This window comes from Chryseobacterium gwangjuense, from assembly GCF_021311115.1.
Taxonomy (GTDB): domain Bacteria; phylum Bacteroidota; class Bacteroidia; order Flavobacteriales; family Weeksellaceae; genus Chryseobacterium; species Chryseobacterium gwangjuense.
The window spans coordinates 683847-703459 of sequence record NZ_JAJTNP010000001.1 but is presented as its reverse complement, the minus strand read 5'-3'; the positions used below and the strand labels follow the sequence as shown (position 1 = coordinate 703459).

At 34.6% G+C, this 19613-nt stretch carries 16 protein-coding genes; 9 read left to right on the top strand and 7 right to left on the bottom strand.

The annotated features are described in order from the left end of the window. Nucleotides 1-2: 2 nt before the first annotated feature. The 5 genes from bglX (at nucleotide 3) to LV842_RS03195 (ending at nucleotide 9430) form a co-directional block, all read left to right on the top strand. Nucleotides 3-2330, top strand: a complete 2328-nt coding sequence (gene bglX / locus LV842_RS03215; RefSeq protein WP_233110014.1) for a beta-glucosidase BglX — start codon at nucleotides 3-5, stop codon at nucleotides 2328-2330. A 111-nt stretch (nucleotides 2331-2441) separates the two neighbouring features. Further along, the gene (locus tag LV842_RS03210) at nucleotides 2442-2837 is read left to right on the top strand and encodes a hypothetical protein (RefSeq protein WP_233110013.1); all 396 of its coding nucleotides are present in this window, start codon (nucleotides 2442-2444) and stop codon (nucleotides 2835-2837) included. Between the two features lie 141 nt (nucleotides 2838-2978). Then, nucleotides 2979-4406 (top strand): adenylosuccinate lyase, encoded by a 1428-nt coding sequence (gene purB, locus LV842_RS03205; protein WP_039373172.1) that lies wholly within the window; start codon nucleotides 2979-2981, stop codon nucleotides 4404-4406. Nucleotides 4407-4553: 147 nt separating this feature from the next. Beyond that, nucleotides 4554-8249, top strand: coding sequence for a phosphoribosylformylglycinamidine synthase (locus LV842_RS03200; protein ID WP_233110012.1), 3696 nt, complete (start codon nucleotides 4554-4556; stop codon nucleotides 8247-8249). Between the two features lie 212 nt (nucleotides 8250-8461). Next, nucleotides 8462-9430, top strand: a complete 969-nt coding sequence (locus tag LV842_RS03195; protein WP_233110011.1) for a LamG-like jellyroll fold domain-containing protein — start codon at nucleotides 8462-8464, stop codon at nucleotides 9428-9430. 63 nt (nucleotides 9431-9493) lie between these two features. Here LV842_RS03195 and LV842_RS03190 read toward each other — a convergent pair whose 3' ends face one another. Continuing rightward, nucleotides 9494-9865 (bottom strand): diacylglycerol kinase, encoded by a 372-nt coding sequence (locus tag LV842_RS03190; protein ID WP_262909367.1) that lies wholly within the window; start codon nucleotides 9863-9865, stop codon nucleotides 9494-9496. 76 nt (nucleotides 9866-9941) lie between these two features. Here LV842_RS03190 and LV842_RS03185 point away from each other — a divergent pair, with 76 nt between their 5' ends. From LV842_RS03185 to LV842_RS03170, 4 genes are all read left to right on the top strand, one after another. Next, complete coding sequence (locus LV842_RS03185) at nucleotides 9942-10553, top strand: hypothetical protein (protein WP_233110009.1); 612 nt, start codon at nucleotides 9942-9944, stop codon at nucleotides 10551-10553. 83 nt (nucleotides 10554-10636) lie between these two features. Then, complete coding sequence (gene dnaN, locus LV842_RS03180) at nucleotides 10637-11767, top strand: DNA polymerase III subunit beta (protein ID WP_047439717.1); 1131 nt, start codon at nucleotides 10637-10639, stop codon at nucleotides 11765-11767. Between the two features lie 174 nt (nucleotides 11768-11941). After that, the gene (gene pheT, locus LV842_RS03175) at nucleotides 11942-14344 is read left to right on the top strand and encodes a phenylalanine--tRNA ligase subunit beta (protein ID WP_233110008.1); all 2403 of its coding nucleotides are present in this window, start codon (nucleotides 11942-11944) and stop codon (nucleotides 14342-14344) included. Between the two features lie 316 nt (nucleotides 14345-14660). Then, the gene (locus tag LV842_RS03170; RefSeq protein WP_233110007.1) at nucleotides 14661-15065 is read left to right on the top strand and encodes an META domain-containing protein; all 405 of its coding nucleotides are present in this window, start codon (nucleotides 14661-14663) and stop codon (nucleotides 15063-15065) included. A 71-nt stretch (nucleotides 15066-15136) separates the two neighbouring features. Here the strand turns inward: LV842_RS03170 and LV842_RS03165 are convergent, their stop codons facing one another. The 6 genes from LV842_RS03165 to LV842_RS03140 form a co-directional block, all read right to left on the bottom strand. Beyond that, nucleotides 15137-15376 carry a hypothetical protein gene (locus LV842_RS03165; protein WP_002977986.1) on the bottom strand — a complete coding sequence of 80 codons (240 nt, stop codon included), beginning with the start codon at nucleotides 15374-15376 and terminating at the stop codon, nucleotides 15137-15139. A gap of 38 nt (nucleotides 15377-15414) precedes the next feature. Continuing rightward, a complete protein-coding gene (locus LV842_RS03160; protein WP_233110006.1) occupies nucleotides 15415-16734 on the bottom strand; it encodes a hypothetical protein in 1320 nt (439 codons plus the stop codon). An 81-nt stretch (nucleotides 16735-16815) separates the two neighbouring features. Continuing rightward, nucleotides 16816-17706 carry a 3-hydroxybutyryl-CoA dehydrogenase gene (locus LV842_RS03155; protein ID WP_233110060.1) on the bottom strand — a complete coding sequence of 297 codons (891 nt, stop codon included), beginning with the start codon at nucleotides 17704-17706 and terminating at the stop codon, nucleotides 16816-16818. Then, nucleotides 17706-18128: a hypothetical protein gene (locus LV842_RS03150; RefSeq protein ID WP_233110005.1), complete on the bottom strand. Its 423-nt coding sequence runs from the start codon at nucleotides 18126-18128 to the stop codon at nucleotides 17706-17708. The genes LV842_RS03155 and LV842_RS03150 overlap by 1 nt, the downstream gene beginning before the upstream one ends. Nucleotides 18129-18159: 31 nt before the next feature. Beyond that, nucleotides 18160-19038: a CGA/CIA family class A beta-lactamase gene (bla-A, locus tag LV842_RS03145; RefSeq protein WP_233110004.1), complete on the bottom strand. Its 879-nt coding sequence runs from the start codon at nucleotides 19036-19038 to the stop codon at nucleotides 18160-18162. Nucleotides 19039-19106: 68 nt separating this feature from the next. After that, on the bottom strand, nucleotides 19107-19553 hold the full coding sequence (locus LV842_RS03140) for a hypothetical protein (protein ID WP_233110003.1): 447 nt from the start codon (nucleotides 19551-19553) through the stop codon (nucleotides 19107-19109). Nucleotides 19554-19613: the final 60 nt, after the last annotated feature.

The following is a 19613-nucleotide window of genomic DNA, read 5'->3' as shown; positions in this document are numbered from 1 at the left end:
TTATGAAAAAGTTAATTGTAATTGCCACTTTAGCATTGGCACCTGTGTTTTCGGCGCAGGAAATGGTAACGAAGCCTGTTCAGTCTTATCAGACAGCTCAATATCAGGCTAAAAAGAAAGCCTTTGTAGATAATCTTTTATCTAAAATGACTTTAGATGAAAAAATCGGTCAGTTGAACTTACCAAGTTCAGGTGACTTTACTACAGGTTTGGCTAAAAGCTCAGATATTGGAAAAAAAGTAGAGCAGGGCTTAGTGGGTGGACTATTCAATATAAAAGGTGCTGAAAAAATCAGAGCTGTTCAAAAAGTTGCGGTGGAAAATAGCCGCCTGAAAATTCCTTTGATTTTTGGGATGGATGTTATTCACGGTTACGAAACTACTTTCCCGATTCCATTAGGTTTGGCAGCTTCTTGGGATATGAATTTAATTCAGCAGTCGGCAAGAGTTGCAGCAAGAGAAGCTTCAGCAGATGGAATCAACTGGACGTTCTCTCCAATGGTGGATATCTCTCGTGAACCAAGATGGGGAAGGGTGTCTGAAGGTTCTGGAGAAGATCCTTATCTAGGAAGTGAGGTTGCTAAAAATATGGTGTATGGTTATCAGGGAAAAGACCTTTCCGTAGGAAACACTATTTTGGCTTGTGTGAAGCATTTTGCATTGTATGGAGCGGGAGAAGCAGGAAGAGATTACAATACGGTTGATATGAGTCACGTGAGAATGTTCAACGAATATTTCCCACCCTACAAAGCAGCTGTTGATGCTGGGGTAGCTTCTGTAATGGCTTCATTTAATGAAATTGATGGAGTTCCGGCAACAGGAAACAGATGGTTGCAAACAGAAGTTTTAAGAAATCAATGGAAGTTCAAGGGTTTTGTAGTTACCGATTATACGGGAATCAACGAAATGGTTGACCATGGAATGGGAGATCTTCAGCAGGTTTCTGCTTTGGCTCTTAAAGCCGGAGTTGATATGGATATGGTAGGAGAAGGTTTTTTAACAACATTAAAAAAATCTTTATCAGAAGGAAAAGTTACTCAGGCTGAAATCGATATGGCGGCAAGAAGAATTCTTGAATCAAAATACGACTTAGGGTTGTTTGATGATCCTTACAAATACGGAAGTGCAAAACTGGCGGAAAAAGAGGTTTACAATTTGGAAAACCGTAACATTGCAAGAAATACTGCCGCTCAGTCGATGGTGTTGATGAAAAATGAAAACCAGGTGTTGCCTTTGAAAAAATCAGGAACTGTTGCTGTAATTGGTCCTTTGGTAAACAACTCATTGAATATGGCAGGAACTTGGAGTGTGGCTACAAAACATGCTGTTTCGGTTAACTTAATGCAAGGACTTCAGGCGAATTATGGTAAAGAGGTAAAATTCCTTTCTGCTAAAGGAGCAAATATCGATTATGATGCCAAATTAGAGGATATTTATGCAGCTCACGGTAAGAAAACCGACAGAGATAACCGTTCGAAAGAAGAATTATTGAAAGAAGCGGTTGATGTAGCTAACAAAGCAGATGTTATTGTTTTAGCAATCGGAGAATCTGCGGAAATGAGTGGAGAATCTTCTTCAAGAACTGAAATCACGATTCCTCAGTCTCAGGTAGATTTGTTAAATGAGTTAAAAAAGACAGGAAAACCAATCGCAATGGTACTTTTCACAGGTCGCCCTTTAGCTTTAACGAACGTGAAAGATGCTCCTGATGCGATCTTAAATGCTTGGTTTGCCGGTTCAGAAGCGGGAAATGCAATTGCAGACGTTCTTTTCGGAAAAGTAAACCCTTCAGGAAAATTACCGATGACATTCCCAAGAAGTTTAGGGCAGGTTCCTATTTATTATAATGCTAAAAATACAGGTCGTCCGTTAGATCAGACTTTGGTTGATAAATGTGAATATCAGAGATTCCGTTCAAACTATATGGATGAGTGTAATACACCATTGTACCCATTTGGTTATGGATTGAGTTACACAAAATTCAATTATTCTGATATGACGATTTCTAATGCAAATCCAAAAGGAAATCAGACGATTCAGGCTTCAGTTACTGTAACCAATTCAGGAAACTATGACGGAGCAGAAGTGGTTCAGTTATACATCAGAGATATGGTGGGAAGTATTACAAGACCTGTAAAAGAGTTGAAAGGTTTCCAAAAAGTATTATTGAAAAAAGGAGAATCTAAAAAAATTACCTTTAATATTAGTCCGGAAAATCTTAAATTCTATAACGGAGATTTAAAATATGATTGGGAATCCGGAGAATTTGATATCATGATTGGTACCAATTCTTCCGATGTAAAACATTCAAAAATCAATTGGACAAAATAAATTCTATAAGCCACTCAATTTGAGTGGCTTTTTTTGTAATTTAGAAAAAAATAAACTGATACCCTATTTTGGCATAATTTTTACCAAATTGTAAACTTAATATTTAAAAACATGAAAAAAACAATTCTATTCAGTGCAATGTTCCTTGGTTCTTTAGCTTTTGCACAAAAAGCTCCGGTTGTTGGAGGTGACAAAGATGCTCATGGTTGTAAAGGTTCGGCAGGTTATACGTATTCACAAATTAAGAATGACTGTGTGAGAGTTTTCGAACAAAAAGTTAAATTAACCGAGGTGAAACCAAAGGGAAGCTCAACTTCAATGACGGCTATTATTTTTAGCAAAGACATGAAAAAGGCAGAAGTTTTTCTTCCTGAACAAAATAAAGGAAGCCTTATTTTGACACAACTAGGAAAAGGGAAAGCCTGGAAAAGCGGAGACTATGTTTTAGTACCGTATAAAAAGACAGGCTACCAGTTGAAAAAAAAGAATATTGTCATTTATCAATAAAGCAAAAAGTCATTCGAGAGAATGACTTTTTTTAGGAATAAGTTTTTGTGATGGCTGATCAAAATTTGTGTTCAAAAAAAGCATTTTTCTCTCTCACCGAAAAACCGTATTTTTGCATAATCTAAAAAGTAAAAGAAAAGAATGAATTCCTACAAAAATCCTTTGGAAGAACGCTATTCAAGCGAAGAAATGTTGTTTAACTTTTCTCACAACAATAAATTCCAGAACTGGAGAAAGCTTTGGATTGCCCTTGCTGAAATCGAAAAAGACCTTGGACTTGAAATTACAGACGAGCAAATCGCTGAATTGAAAGCTAATGCTGAAAACATCGATTACGATAAAGCAGCTGAGTATGAGAAAAAATTCCGTCATGATGTAATGGCTCACGTTCACGCTTATGGTGATGTGGCGCCTTCAGCTAAAGGAATTATTCACTTGGGAGCAACTTCAGCGTTTGTAGGAGATAATACAGACTTAATTCAAATCCGTGACGGACTTTTAATCTTAAAGAAAAAGTTGGTTAACGTAATGAAAAATCTTTCTGACTTTGCTATTCAGTATAAAGATTTGCCAACTTTAGGATTTACTCATTTCCAACCGGCTCAGTTAACGACTGTTGGAAAAAGAGCTACACTTTGGTTACAAAGTTTGGTTCTTGACATTGAAGAGCTAGATTTCTTCTTAGAAACTTTACGTTTCAGAGGAGTAAAAGGAACTACAGGAACTGCTGCAAGTTTCTTGGAGCTTTTCAACGGTGATTATTCTAAAGTGAAGCATTTAGATAAAGAATTGTCAAAAAGATTCGGTTTCGAAAAAGTTTTCGGAGTTTCCGGACAGACTTACGACAGAAAAATCGATGCTAAAGTGGTGGCTTTATTAGGAAATATCGCTCAATCTGCACATAAATTCACAAACGATTTACGTTTACTTCAAAACCTTAAGGAAATTGAAGAGCCATTCGAGAAAAACCAGATCGGTTCATCAGCGATGGCTTACAAGCGTAACCCAATGAGAAGTGAAAGAATCGGAGCATTGGCAAAATATGTAATGTCTTTAACGACAAGTTCTGCAATGGTAGCTTCAACACAATGGTTTGAAAGAACTTTGGATGATTCTGCAAACAAAAGACTAACAATTCCTCAAGCATTTTTGGCGGTTGATGCAATCTTATTGATCTGGAATAACATCATGAACGGAATCGTGGTGTATCCGAACAGAATCAACAAACATATTATGGAAGAACTTCCTTTCATGGCGACAGAATACATCATCATGGAAGAAGTGAAAGCGGGTGGTGACCGTCAGGAAATCCACGAAGTAATCAGAGTTCACTCGATGGAAGCGTCTAAAAAAGTGAAAGAAGAAGGAAAAGAAAACGACCTGATCGAAAGAATCCTGAACGACGATTCATTGAAACTTGATAAATCAAAATTAAAAGAAGTTCTTGATCCTAAAAACTTCATCGGTTTTGCACCAATTCAAACGGAAGAATTCATTGCGAATGAAGTTCAACCGATTATTGACCAAAACAAAGACTTAATAGGATTAGAGGCTGATCTTAAAGTATAATACAGTATGCAGTCTTTTTGGGCTGCATATTTTATTTTAAATAAAAAGCTTTGTTTGTCATTCCGCAGGAATCTAGGCTAACACAAACCAGATTCTTAGATGACAAATTTTAAATTAAAAATAAATCTAATAAATATCTGACATCTAATGTCTAATAACAAAAGAATTTTCGTAGAAAAAAGAGGAATTTTCGATGTTGAAAGTCCAAAAATTTTTGATGAAGTAAAAGCGGTTGTTCCGTCTATCCAAAGTGTAAAAGTATATAACGTTTACGATATTTTTGGATTAAATGACGGTGAATTCGGAAAAGTGGTAAACAGCACTTTCGTAGATCCGGTTACTGATATTTTGCATGAAGAAAACCCTGCAAAAGGAATTAATTTCGGAATGGAATTTTTACCGGGACAATACGACCAACGTGCAGATTCTGCTCAACAATGTATTGCTTTATTGACTGAAAATGAAAAGTCTAAAGTAAGAAGCGGTAAATTGATCGAATTTGAAGGAGTTTCCGAATCTGATTTAGCAAAAATCAAAGACCTTTTAATCAATAAAGTAGAATCTCAGGAAAAAGATTTAACCATTTTAGATATTCCTGCAGAAGAAACTCCGTCAAAAGTAATTATCCACGAAAACTTTATCAATTTTGATGATGCTCAGCTTGAAGAGTTCTATAACAGTCATGGTTTTGCATTAGGTTTAGATGATTTAAAATTCATTCAGGAATATTTCAAAACTGAACAGAGAAATCCTACGGAAACTGAACTTAAAGTTTTAGATACGTATTGGAGCGACCACTGTCGTCACACAACGTTTGAAACAGAGTTGTCAAACATTGAATTCGAAGGACAGTTCAAACATACATTGGAAACTATTTTCAATGATTATATCGAAAAAAGAAAATTCTTAGGCCGCGAATTGAAACCGATTTCTTTAATGGATCTGGCAACAGTTTGCGGAAGATATTTCCATAAAACAGGTAATTTGGAGAACTTGGTGGTTTCTGACGAAATCAATGCTTGTACCATCCAAATCGAAGCTGAATATGACGGTAAAAAAGAACCATGGTATTTATTATTTAAAAACGAAACACACAATCACCCGACAGAAATTGAACCTTTTGGTGGAGCTTCAACGTGTTTAGGTGGGGCAATCAGAGATCCTTTGTCCGGACGTTCTTTTGTTTTCCAGGCGATGAGATTAACGGGTGCTGCTGATGTGTTGGAATCTGTTGATAAAACATTACCAGGTAAATTACCTCAAAAAACAATCACAAAACAGGCTGCAAACGGATATTCTTCTTATGGTAACCAAATCGGTTTGGCGACTACAATGGTTTCTGAAATCTATGATGAAGGCTACAAAGCAAAAAGAATGGAAGTTGGTTTCGTTGCCGGAGCGGTTCCTGTGGATTGGGTAAGACGTGAAAAGCCTGAAGCTGGTGATTCAATCATCATTTTAGGAGGAGCGACAGGTCGTGACGGAGTTGGTGGAGCAAGTGGAAGTTCAAAAGAACAGGACGAAACTTCTATCCATACGATGAGTTCTGAAGTTCAGAAAGGAAATGCTGTTGAAGAAAGGAAAATTCAGAGATTATTCAGAAATTCTGAAGTAACGAGATTGATTAAAAAATCAAATGACTTCGGAGCTGGAGGTGTTTCTGTAGCAATCGGTGAAATTGCTGACTCTTTGGAGGTGAATCTTGATGTATTACCATTAAAATACGAAGGTTTAAACGGAACTGAATTGGCTATTTCTGAATCTCAGGAAAGAATGGCAGTTGTGGTTGAACCAAAAGATAAAGAACAGTTCATCAAATTCTGTGAAGCTGAAAACATTGTAGCTGTTGAGGTTGCAAAAGTGACAGATTCAGGAAGAATGCAGATGTTCTGGAAAGGCGATAAAATTGTTGACCTTTCAAGAGCGTTTTTAGATACGAACGGGTGTTCAAAAAGCCAAGAAGTTAAAATTACTCACCTTAACGAAGTAAAAGAAGAAACTCCGTCATTTAATGAAGAGAACTTCTTGAAAATTTTAGGAGATAAAAATGTAGCTTCTCAAAAAGGATTGCTGGAAATGTTCGATTCTTCTATTGGTGCGACTACGGTTGCGATGCCTTTAGGTGGAAAATACCAGCAAACTTTAATGGAAGGAAGTGTTCAGACATTACCGATCATCGGAGCAAAAGATATTGAAACAGTTTCATTGGCGAGTTGGGGATTCGATGCAGAGATTTCTAAGCAGAACTCTTTGTTGGGAGCTTCTTACGCTGTCGTTGAAAGTGTGGCTAAAATCGTTGCAATGGGTGGCGATTATAAAAATATCAGATTCAGTTTCCAGGAGTATTTTGAGAAATTAGGTCAGAACCCTGAAAAATGGGGGAAACCTTTAGCTTCTTTGTTAGGAGCTTACGATGCTCAGATTAATTTTGGATTAGCTGCAATCGGAGGTAAAGATTCAATGAGTGGAACGTATCAGGATCTGAATGTTCCGCCAACGTTGATTTCTTTCGCTTGTGCTAACGGAGACAAGAAAAATATTATCTCTCCTGAATTTAAAAATGCAGGAAATAAAGTATATTTCTTCAATCACACTGCTCAGGAAAACGGACTTCCGAATTATGATGCTTTAAAAGCTGCTTTTGAATTTATTTTCGAAAATATTAAAGCTGGAAAAATCGTTTCTGTAAAAACAGTAAAAGAAGGAGGTGTTGCCGTTGCTTTGGCAAAAATGAGCTTCGGAAACAGACTAGGTGCTGAAATTACAGTGGCTGAACATGCTTTATTAGCTAAAAATATCGGTAGCTTAATCATCGAATCTAAAGAAGAATTAAGTACTGCAAATCTTCAATTAATCGGAGAAGTTAAAGATTCAAATGCTATTAAAATTAATGATGCTGAATTCGCAATTGAAAAATTATTAGCAGCTAATACGAATACATTTGAGAATCTTTTCCCAACGATAGAAAAAGGAAAAATAACGGTTGAAATCGATGAAAAACTAAACTCGATCAACCCAAGAAATATCATCATCAAAAAGCACGGAATCGCTCAGCCAAAAGTATTCGCACCAGTTTTCCCGGGAACAAACTGTGAGTATGATACATTGAACGCTTTTGCAAAAGAAGGAGCTGCGATCAGTAGTTTACCTTTAATCAATATCAATCACCAATTATTGGATGAAAGTATTGATGCTTGGGTAAAAGAAATCAAAACTTCTCAGATTTTAGCGTTTTCAGGAGGTTTCTCTGCAGGTGATGAGCCGGATGGTTCTGCAAAATTCATTGTAAATGTTTTGAAAAACGAAAAAATGAGAAATGCAGTTCACGAATTGTTAGACAGAGACGGTATGATCATCGGTATCTGTAACGGCTTCCAGGCGTTGGTAAAATCAGGATTGCTGCCTTACGGAAGAATCAAAGATTTGGATGAAAATTCTCCAACGTTGGCTCACAATGCGATCAGAAGACATATTTCTCAGATGGTGAATGTAAGAGTAGTGAATGACGAATCGCCTTGGTTAAAAGGAATGAAAGATCAGGTATTCACAATTCCGATTTCTCATGGTGAAGGTCGTTTTATGGCTTCGGAAGCAGAAATTCAGAAGTTATATGAAAACGGACAGATTGCAACACAGTACTTAGATTTAGAAGGAAATATTGCTCACGGAATGCCGTTCAATCCAAATAATTCATTATTCGGAATTGAAGGAATCACTAGTCCGGACGGAAAGATTTTCGGTAGAATGGGACATCCTGAACGTTTCGCAGAAGGGTTGTTGAAAAACATTCCAACCGCAAATTATCACAATATCTTTAAGAACGGAGTGGAGTATTTTAAATAAAAGTGAAATACAATTTCAATAAAGAATCGGATTCGGATGTTTTTACATTCGAATCCGTTTTTTTAAGGGTACATTTTATGATTTGTAAAGAATGTTGTTTTTAAATGTGTTTTTTCTATTGGTTTTGATTTTAAATTATTAAGTATTTATATAATTTTTTATTTTAATGAGTATTTTTTATTAATTTTAAGTAAACATTAAATACTTTGATTATGCTAAAAAATTACTTTTTTCCTCTTTTTTCATTGTTGATAATGAATTTTGCCAATGCTCAATCAGGAAATGCTCTAGACTTAGATGGAACTAATGATTATATCACTTTTAATGTTCCTACCATTTTTAATAATGTTGCTACTCAGGATTTTACCATTGAAGCAAGAATAAAACCGACTACTTTTACGACAAACAGGGTGTTTTTTGTACAGACAACTACTTCAAATTATGTGAGTATCATGATCAACAGTACCGGAAAAGTGTATGCCTATATCAATGGAACGACAAATCCTTCCAGTTCAGGATCACTTACTCTGAATGCGTGGAATCATATAGCGATCACAAGATCTGTGAGTACCAGTGAAACATTGATTTATATTAATGGAGTTTTACAGACGACAACATCAGGTGGCAGTACGTCTTATGGAACGGTAAATCTAATGGCTATTGGAGCCAAAACAGACGGGACACAGCTTTTTAAAGGAACGATTGATGAATTTAGAATCTGGAATACGGTAAGAACGGCAGCGCAAATAACGGCTAATATGGATAGTGAGGTAACACCACAGACAGGTTTGGTTTCTTATTATAAATGCAATCAGGGAATTGCAAACGGAAATAATGCAAGTGTTACTACTCTTAATGATGAATTTACCACTATAAACGGGACTTTACTAAACTTTGCCTTAAGCGGTACAACTTCTAATTGGGTTGGAACAAGTAGTTTATCTACAAAAGAGATCAATTTCCATTCATCCTTGTCATTAACGCCTAATCCTGCGGTAAATGAAGTGAAAATCTTAGGTTTAAAACAACGAACTGAATATACAATTTTTAATGCGGGAGGGCAGTTTATTAAAACAGGAAATGTAGATAAAGAAAACAATATAATCGAAGTTTCAGAATTAAATAAAGGAGTCTACTTTATAAACTTAGGAGAAGAAAAAATGAAGCTCATTAAAAAATAATTTCGGAAGATTAATCTAAGCTGTTGAGTAAGCTGTATTAAAATAAAAACAGTTAATCCGGATTTATATATGCTGAAAAATAGATTGAATATATTTCCAATAAACTAAGATACCTACAATAACAGAAACAATCGTCATCAAAATAACCGCACCAGCAGCAATATCCTTAATAAAGCCAATTCTCTTATCAAATTCAGGTTGAATGATATCACAGATCTTTTCGATGGCAGTGTTGAAAATTTCTGCGATTAAAACACCCGAAGAAACAATCAGAATAAGAATGGTGTCAATTGCAGAAAGCCTGAAGTAAAAAATTAAAAACAGATTGATAAAGAAAGCCAAAATTTCAATCTGAAAATTTCTTTCGCTTTTTATCATTAAAAAAACACCCCGGAAAGCATTTAAAAAACTTTTATGGATAGGTGGTTTTCGCATTGTTTTTTTACAAATATAAGACAAGTATTTTGAGATTGTTTGTTGAATCAATTATCTTTGAAAAAAAATAATAAGAATGATGAAGAATTTATTGGTAGGAATATTTACCTCTATTTCGGTTTTTGCTTTTTCCCAAGAATATAAACAAAAGTTTTCTCGCGAAGTTTGTGAATGTGTAAAGAATATTGACGCAACAAACAAAACAAAAAAAGAGATGAGTACGCAGTTCGGACTATGCGCATTCAAACACGCAACAGCTTATAAAAATGAACTTAAAAGAGATTTTGGAATTGACCTGGTTGCTGATATCAAAGATGAGAAAAAAATGGAAAACTTTGGGGTACAAGTGGGAATGATGATGGTAAGTGAGTGTCCTGATGTCTTTTCAAAAGTAATGGGCGATGATGAAAGTGATAGCGAAGCAGAACCTTCTCAATTGCTGATTACGGGTACTGTTTCAAAAATTGAAAAAGATAATTTTGTAATATTTCATGTTGTAGGAGATAATAAAAATTTAACCAAATTATACTGGGTTTCAACAATAGAATCCAACCTTGATTTACCCAAAGAATACAGTAGTTTAATGAATAAAAAAGTGAATGTCAGCTACTATACAACGGAGATTTTTGATGTGAAAATTAACGATTATAGGAACTTAAACATAATTTCAAGTTTGAAAACAGATTAATGATGGTTGTTAATAACTCTCATAATTATTCTTTTCTATCTGTTTTCTATTTATTATATTTGTAGAAACTTATTTTTAAATCTATGAAATTTATTATTTCAAGTGGTGAACTGCAGAAGGCGTTACAAACTGTAAGTGGTGTAATATCAAGCTCTCAATCGAGACCTATTTTAGAAAACTATCTTTTTGAATTAGACGGAACAAACGTTACCATTACAGCATCTGATGGCGAAACAACTCTGGTGACTTCTCTTGAAGTGAAGTCTGATGATACAGGGAAATTTGCTGTTCCTGCTAAGATTTTTCAAGATTTTATTAAGACTTACGGAGAGCAACCTCTTACGTTGGCTGTAAAAGATAATGCAGAAGGAACGGGAAGTCAGCTTGAGATTTTAGACGAAAAAGATAATTTCGCAGTAGCATTAGATAATGCGGATGATTATCCTGAATTGCCAGAATTTGACGCTTCTCAAAGTGTTACCATGTCGGCAGGAGTTTTGTCTGAAGCATTGACGAATACACTTTTTGCAACAAGTAACGATTCTCTACGTCCGGTAATGACGGGAGTTTTGTTCCAGTTTGGAGAAAATGAAACGAATTTTGTTTCTACCGATTCTCACAGATTGGTTGTATACAAAAGAACAGATCTGATGAATGCCGAACCTATGGAATTCATCATGCCTAAAAAACCTCTGAATATTTTCAAAAATATTTTAGCAAGTTCGAATGATGATGTTACCATCGATTTCAACGAGAACATGGCTAAATTTACTTTTGGTAAACATATCTGGATCTGTAGATTGATTGACGGAAAATATCCGAACTATACAGCGGTAATTCCAAAAGAAAATCCGAATGTATTAACGATCAACAGAAACTTGTTGTTGGGAGCGATCAAAAGAGCTTCTATCATGTCAAATAAATCTACCAATCAGGTAAGATTCAAGCTTTCTGCAAATATTCTTCACCTTCATGCAGAAGATACTGAATATGCAAACAAAGCAGACATGCAGATTCCTTGTGATTATAACGGGGAAGATATCAACATCGGGTTCAGCTCAAAATTCTTAACGGAAATGTTGACGATTTTAGGTTCAGACGATATCACAATGAAAATGTCTCAGCCGAACAGACCGGGAATTATTGAACCTCTTGACGGTCTTGAAGACAACGAAAACATCTTAATGCTGTCAATGCCGGTAATTGGATTGTAATCGTATTAAAATAAATAAAAAAGAGAGATTGATTGTTCAGTCTCTTTTTTGTTTTTCAGGAGTAATAAAAAGTGAAGTATTTATCTTAAAGTTACCCCGAAATTTCTCTATCTCTCAAAAAAACACGACATTTGTAGTCGCAAAATTCATTTAAAAAAGTTTCAAAATAGAGCAATGAAGATATCAAATAATTGGCTGAAAGACTATATTAAAACGGAAATCAAACCTGAAAGAATAGGAGAGTTCCTTACAGATATAGGCCTTGAAGTTGAAGGAATTGAAAAGTTTGAAAGTGTAAAAGGCAGCTTGGAAGGAATTGTAGTTGGTAAGGTTTTAACTTGCGAAAAACATCCTAATGCAGATAAACTGAAGAAAACTACTGTAGAAGTAGGAAACGGAAAAGTTTTGAATATTGTTTGTGGTGCTCCGAATGTGGAAGCCGGACAAATAGTTCCTGTAGCAGTTGTCGGAACTAAAATCTATGATAAAACCGGAAACTTTTTTGAAATCAAAGAAGCAAAAATCAGAGGAGAGGTTTCTCAGGGAATGATTTGTGCAGAAGATGAATTGGGACTGAGCGAAGATCACGGAGGAATTATGGTGTTGGATGCAGAGAAATATGAAGTGGGAAAAAATTTCGCTGATTATTTTGAATTGACAAATGATGAAGTTTTTGAAATTGGTTTAACGCCGAACAGAACCGATGCAATGTCTCATTACGGTGTTGCAAGAGATTTGTATGCTTTCCTTTCTACCAATCAGTTAAAATCTACTTTTGAAAAAGTTTCTTCAGTAGTTTTGAATAATGAAGGTTCTCACGATTTCAAATTGGAAGTTGAAGATACTGAATTATGCCCTAGATACATTGGAGCTGTAATTGAGGATGTGAAAGTTGCAGATTCTCCGGCTTGGTTAAAAGACAGATTAAAAGCGATTGGATTGAGCCCGATCAACAATATTGTAGACATTACAAACTATATCCTTCACGGTTACGGACAACCGCTTCACGCTTTTGATGCAGACAAAATTGCAGACAAAAAAGTGAAAGTAGGAACCGTAAAAGAAGGAACGAAGTTCACTACTTTGGATGGTGTTGAAAGAACGTTGAACGGTTCTGAAATTATCATTAAAGATGGGAAAGATAATCCGATGTGTATCGCCGGAGTTTTTGGCGGTGCAGATTCAGGAGTTTCTACGGAAACAAAAACTATTTTCTTAGAAAGTGCTTATTTCAATCCGGTTGCGGTAAGAAAAGGTGCGAAATTCCATGGATTGAATACAGATGCTTCTTTCAGATTTGAAAGAGGTGTAGATCCGAATATTACAAGAACAGCTATTACTCATGCTATTAAATTGATTACAGAATTAGCAGAAGGTAAATTAGTAGGAGAATTGCTGGAGGAATATCCAAAGAAAATAGAAGACAGCTATGTGATCATCAGATTCTCTAAAATTGAACAGATTTTAGGAACAAAAATTCACAGAGAGAAAGTAAAAGAAATTTTGAAATCATTGGAAATCCAGGTTTTAAATGAAATTCAAAACGGCTTGGAAATCTCTGTTCCTGCTTACAGAGCGGATGTAACAAGAGAAATCGACGTTATTGAAGAGATTTTAAGAATCTACGGATACAATAAAATTGATGCTCCGCAAAAGATTTCATTTACTCCTGTGAAGCTGAATGCAAACGATCAGGACGAATTAGAAAATAATTGGGCAAGAACTTTACAAAGCTTAGGTTTCAATGAAGTGATGAACAACTCATTAACTTCTGTAAAAGATGAAACGAATGCCGTAAAATTATTGAATCCTTTGAGTGGAGATTTGGCATTCATGAGAAAATCTTTATTGGAAGGGCTTCTTCAAAATGCGATCTACAACATCAACAGAAAAAATCAGAACATCAAGTTTTTTGAGTTCGGGAAAATTTATCATAAAAAAGAAAAGTACGAAGAGAGAAAGCAATTAGCTATCTTGGTTACCGGAAGAGAAGTTGCTGAAAACTGGTTACAGCCAAAATCTGCAACAAGTTTTTATAACTTAAAAGCTTATGTTAAAGTTTTGTTGGAAAGACTAGCGATTGATTATAAAGAAGTTGCTTTGTCTGATGACAGATTCTCTGATGCTTTGGCTTATGAAGTAGATGGAAAAACTTTAGTAAGAATTGGAAAAGTTTCTGCTCAGCAATTGAAAGATTTTGATATTGATCAGGAATGTTTCTATGCGGAAATTGAGTTGGAATTGGCTCAGGAATTACGTTCTAAAAATGAATTGAAATTCAAAGATATTCCTAAATTCAATAAGATCAGAAGAGACTTGGCTTTGCTGATTGATAAAAATGTAAACTACGAAGATCTTTATCAGACGGCTAAGAAAAATAAATCTCCGTTCATTAAAAACATCAATTTGTTTGATGTATATGAAGGGAAAAATCTTCCTGAAGGTAAAAAGTCTTATGCCATGAGTTTTGAGCTTTTAAATGAAGAGAAAACGTTGGAAGAAAAAGAAATTGCCGCAGTAATGGAATTGTTGATTAAATCTTTCCAGAAAGAATTCAACGCTGAATTGAGAGGATAATTTTTTTAATAATTATAGAATATATCATGAAACGGACTTTTAAAAGTCCGTTTCTGTTTTTTATAGATGCTTCGACAAGCTCAGCATGACAGTGCTACAAATTAACGTCCAATAAAAAGTTAGTATTAGATATATCATGCTGAGCATAAACTGAAAGTTTACGAATAAAGTTCACGAAGCATCTGTTTCTTGAAAAATAATTGTAAATTATCTATAAATTACAGCCGAAAACATTCGTTAAAAAAACAATAAAATTCCTCAACGACTTTTCAAATAATATAATTTCCGTAAATTTGAATTAAATCAAAAGAGAAAAATGAAAAACCTTTTTTTAAGCATATGCACAGCAGCTGTTTTAGTATCGTGCGGAACAGTGGCTTCTTCTTCAAAAGCCGGAAAAGCACAACCTTCAATCGCAAACACAAAATGGACTTTAGCAGATAATGTAAAAGGGCAGACTCCAACATTGAATGTAGAAGGTGCAAAAATCAGTGGAAATTCTGGGTGTAACAGATATTTTGGAGGAGTAACTATGGAAACGGCTTCAGGGAAGTTTGAAGCTTCGCAGATGGGATCTACTAAAATGGCTTGTGATAATATGAGTGTAGAAAAGAACTTCTTGGATATGGTGCAGAAAGCCAACAGATATGTGGTTTCCGGAAGTACTTTAGAATTGTATCAGGATAATCTTTTATTGCTTAAATTCAATAAGGCAGAATAAAAAAGCAAAGAATATATAAAAATAAAAGGAACTCAATTGAGTTCCTTTTTATGTTTTAATAGGATTATTTATTAATCTTCCTCTTCTTCGTCGTACTTAGCCAACTCTTCATCACACCATTTGAATGCAGCTTCTACTACTTTAGTAGCTTCGTCAGCCATAGTTTCTTCATCATCACCTTCTAAATCGTCTAACCACTCAACTTCTTCTTCCTCAACGTTTAAGATGAATCTTGGGTATTCTGTATGAACTACGAAAAGATCTTCCGGAAATTCTGAATTATCTGCTAATAAAAACTTTGGTAATTTCATTTTTCTAATGTTTTAACTTTAAATCAAAGATAACAAAATTATTGATATTTGTTCTTGTCGATTTTAATTTTTTGTGAAACTTTATAATAGGTTAAGGTTGTTTTTTTTAGGGTGTCAGAAGCTTTAAATGTAACCTCTATATTTGAGTTTACCGTGCTTATTAATTCGGCTACCTGCATTTTTTCAAGATCTTCCATGGTTTTTAAATAGAATTGTAAAGGAACCTTATCCAGATGTTCAGACTGTAAAAAATGGGCAACTTCTTTTCTGTTTTCAAGATAATTTCCTTTGGAAAGCCATGTGAAAAAAACTCCGGACATAATGCTTACAATTCCGATAACATAGACTTTAACATCAAAAATCTGAAATAACTTTCTAAAATAAACCAGCCAAAGCGAAAAACTAAACGGAGCAAGCAATCGGTAGCCAATTGGATCTACAGGATAAAAATATTGAATAAAAAATGAACAAATAATTCCGAAAACACCGGTAAAAACAAAGAAAAATTCTGTATTTGTAAGCTTTAATCTTATAAATAAGAAAACCATTATAATGATATTCAAAACGCCTAATCCGTAAATTCCATAATTAATAATTCCGCCTCCAGGATCCGACATATGGATAAACGGATTAAAAGTGGTGGAAAGCCCTTGAAATAATTCAGGCAAAAGCTTGGAAGTAGGGTATAATCCCATTTCCAACGATTGTTTAATGTAATCTTCGTTAAAATAATCAATAAACAAAAACTTATAAAGAATGATATAAATACCTGAAATAATACCCGAAAATAGGAATGTCCGTCCGTAGCTACGTTTAATGAATAAAAGGCCATAAAGACCTGCTGCTCCCATAATAAACAACGCGCTATATCTGATATTATAAAGGAGAATTAAACTCAAGGAAAGATAAAAAACAGCCTTCCAGCCTTTAATATTTTCTTTAATAATCGCATCAGCCACATACAGGAAAAGTAAGACAAAAGGAAGAATAAGGGCCTCACTTAATGTTGCCGCAAAAATGGAAACAAAACTGAAAAGAGCTACTAAAACAGTAGATTCCCGGGAATAAAAATTCTTTTTCCATGCGAAAAAAACAATAAATAGCATGGCTAAAATTCCTACAATTTTACTGGCCCAAAATTCATCAGTTCCTAAAAAAGTAAAGATTTTAAGGCTTAAAGGATATCCTAAAGGAGTAATGGTATTATCAATTTCCGGAAGTACATGAGCAAATTTCAGATACCGAATAGAATCGGGACTTACCCTTCCTTTTTCATTGAGTAAAAAACGTAAAATGGTCACCATTACAGTAATGATGACCAATAATATTTGAATATTTTTTTCTTTAAGCTTTATCAAGGTTGCAGTTATTAGGTTATAGATTGCAGCTTTTAACTAGTCAAATTTATAACTTATAACCCACAACTCATAACTTAAAATTTATTTTGAGAACATTTTTGCTACTTTTTCAGCTTTTTTGCTTTCAGAATAGTCATAGAAACCTTCTCCAGATTTCACCCCTAGTTTCCCCGCCATTACCATATTTACCAACAATGGGTTTGGAGCATATTTAGGGTTTTTGAAACCGTCGTACATTACGTTTAAGATCGCTAAACAAACATCAAGACCGATGAAATCTGCCAATTGAAGTGGTCCCATCGGATGAGCCATTCCTAATTTCATTACCGTATCAATTTCTTCAACTCCGGCAACACCGTTGTAAAGAGTTTCGATAGATTCGTTAATCATCGGCATCAAAATTCTGTTGGCTACGAATCCTGGGTAATCGTTAACTTCTACAGGAACTTTTCCTAACGTTTTGCTCATTTCATAGATGGAATCAAACGTTTCTTTAGAAGTAGAATATCCTTTGATGATTTCAACCAATTTCATAATTGGAACAGGATTCATAAAGTGCATTCCGATTACTTTATCAGCTCTTTTTGTAGCAGCAGCAATTTTAGTAATAGAAATTGATGAAGTGTTAGTTGCCAAAATACAGTTTTCCGGCGCAAATTCGTCCATCTGACCGAAGATCTTTAACTTTAAATCTTGGTTTTCAGTAGCCGCTTCTACGATAAGATCTGCAGATCCTACCGCATCCTGAAGAGCCGTGAAAGTGGTGATGTTTCCTAAAGTTTCAGCTTTTTGTGCTTCTGTAAGGTTTCCCTTTGCAATTATTCTGTCAAGATTGGTAGTAATGGTTTTCAAACCTCTGTCTAAAGCATCTTGAGATACATCTACCAAGTTTACTTTAAATCCGCTTTGTGCAAAAGTATGTGCAATACCATTCCCCATGGTTCCTGCTCCGATAACTACAATGTTTTTGATCATTTTAATTTTTCTTTTTTATAGATAGTTAAATTATTTAATTTGTTTAAATTTTCTTTGCTTAAAGATTGGGTGGGTGTGAAAAATACAGATCCGTCACTGCTGCGATTTCTTGTATTATTCTGCGAGGTTACCGTTGCTTCAAGACCTTTTATGAATTGTTTTCTTTTAGATTTCGAAAGAGCATCAATTCCGATAAAAAGCTTAAACTCACCTTCTCTTCCAAGCCCAGACTGTACGTAGACTTCAATCGGCTTTTTTTTGTTTTTGCCTTGGAAAGTTTCAATATAAGTCATTACAGGATTGGTTGAGGGAGTTCCGCAACATATACTATTGTAATCTAAATAAAGGTACGTTTCACTCTTCTGCGCAAAGAAAAATGTGCAGGTAAAAATTCCTATTGTTAATAATATTTTTTTCATTTTTAACGGTTTTAAAATTAAGCTTTAAATTTTACTTATTAAAATAATCCCATACACTCTTTGAAATGTCCGAAATCATTTTACAGTTTACAGCATCCGTTTCCGTTGAATTACTGACAAATACAGCTATTGCATAATGCTTGCCATTCGGTAAAGTTACAATGGCAATTTCGTTTTCTGCGCCTGTTAAACCCGCATCATTCTTTCCTGAAGCTCCCGTTTTTCTTGCAGCAGGAGTGTTTTTTGGAAGCTGTTCGATTAATTTGTTTAATCCTGTGGATGTTGATAACATTACTTTCATCAAATAATCAGTAGATTTTTTTGACAATAGTTTTCCGTCATAAAACTTTTTCAATGTTTGAACCGCAGAATTTGTGGTCGTGTAATTTTCGTATTGAACATTCCAGTCTTTATGCATGGCTTCTTCATTGTATTTAATCTGAAACCCTTTCACGCCTTTAGAATCCATGAATTTCTGAACAGTTTTTGTTCCTCCCAATAATTTCAGGAGAATATCGCAGCCATTATTATCGCTTTTTGCAACCGTAAATTCAAGAATTTCACTTAGTGGAACTTCTACATTTCCGTTTGGATATCGATCTCGAAGCGGTGACCATGTATTTTCCAGTAAATTGGATTTGTTAAGTGAAATTTTCTGATCTAATGACAGCTTTTCTTTATCGACAAAATCTAAAACCGCTGCAGCAATATGAAATTTGAAAACACTTTGCATGGGCAATTTTTTGTCTGCGTTTTTGCTGTATTTGAAACCATTTTCAAAACCCAGCACAGAAACTCCGACCGTCGCTTTTTTATCTTTAATAATGGAACTTATTTTTTGTTCTAAAACGGATTGTTGAGCGAATGTAAACGCTGAAATAAAAAGGAAAAGCAGACTTATTTTTTTCATAATAATAGGGATTAAAAAATCCTTCTTAAAAACTAAGAAGGATGGTATTCAAATATAAATAAATTAATTTACATCAAGCTTCCGATAGAAGTAAACATTAGCCATAAAATCATAAGAATATAAAATCCAATCATCACGATGGTAAGAATCCCGATAAACTTATAATGAGATTTGATGTACTCGAATGAAGTGGTAAGACTTGCCTGATTATTTGTACGTATGGCATTCTTCATGTTTGAAGAAAATTTATACAAATAGTTAATCGGTACAAAATAAAAACCAGCAATAATAAAATAAAAAATACTTACAAGAGCTCCACCACCTATAGGACCAAAGCTATTTGATGCTCCTAAAACTAGCATAAATAAAGCTGCAATTACCATCAGTCCAATGCCAATAAAGCCTAAAATAGATAAAAAGTTAGCCCATTTTGCGGTTTCTGTAAGGAACTCTCTTGAAATTCTGTCGATTCTTAACTCCTCAAACTGTTCGAAAGGAGAATTTGTTTCCATCATAGTTATAAATTTCCTGCAAAATAATTAAATTATTTGAACTCTGCTTTATGAGAACAGGAA

Coding starts and splice junctions, on each gene's coding strand:
- LV842_RS03190 (WP_262909367.1), bottom strand. CDS start 9,865: ATGCGAAAACCACCTATCCATAAAAGTTTTTTAAATGCTTTCCGGGGT.
- LV842_RS03165 (WP_002977986.1), bottom strand. CDS start 15,376: ATGAAATTACCAAAGTTTTTATTAGCAGATAATTCAGAATTTCCGGAA.
- LV842_RS03195 (WP_233110011.1), top strand. CDS start 8,462: ATGCTAAAAAATTACTTTTTTCCTCTTTTTTCATTGTTGATAATGAAT.
- dnaN (WP_047439717.1), top strand. CDS start 10,637: ATGAAATTTATTATTTCAAGTGGTGAACTGCAGAAGGCGTTACAAACT.
- LV842_RS03185 (WP_233110009.1), top strand. CDS start 9,942: ATGATGAAGAATTTATTGGTAGGAATATTTACCTCTATTTCGGTTTTT.
- purB (WP_039373172.1), top strand. CDS start 2,979: ATGAATTCCTACAAAAATCCTTTGGAAGAACGCTATTCAAGCGAAGAA.
- pheT (WP_233110008.1), top strand. CDS start 11,942: ATGAAGATATCAAATAATTGGCTGAAAGACTATATTAAAACGGAAATC.
- LV842_RS03170 (WP_233110007.1), top strand. CDS start 14,661: ATGAAAAACCTTTTTTTAAGCATATGCACAGCAGCTGTTTTAGTATCG.
- LV842_RS03140 (WP_233110003.1), bottom strand. CDS start 19,553: ATGATGGAAACAAATTCTCCTTTCGAACAGTTTGAGGAGTTAAGAATC.
- LV842_RS03150 (WP_233110005.1), bottom strand. CDS start 18,128: ATGAAAAAAATATTATTAACAATAGGAATTTTTACCTGCACATTTTTC.
- LV842_RS03200 (WP_233110012.1), top strand. CDS start 4,554: ATGTCTAATAACAAAAGAATTTTCGTAGAAAAAAGAGGAATTTTCGAT.
- bla-A (WP_233110004.1), bottom strand. CDS start 19,038: ATGAAAAAAATAAGTCTGCTTTTCCTTTTTATTTCAGCGTTTACATTC.
- LV842_RS03210 (WP_233110013.1), top strand. CDS start 2,442: ATGAAAAAAACAATTCTATTCAGTGCAATGTTCCTTGGTTCTTTAGCT.
- bglX (WP_233110014.1), top strand. CDS start 3: ATGAAAAAGTTAATTGTAATTGCCACTTTAGCATTGGCACCTGTGTTT.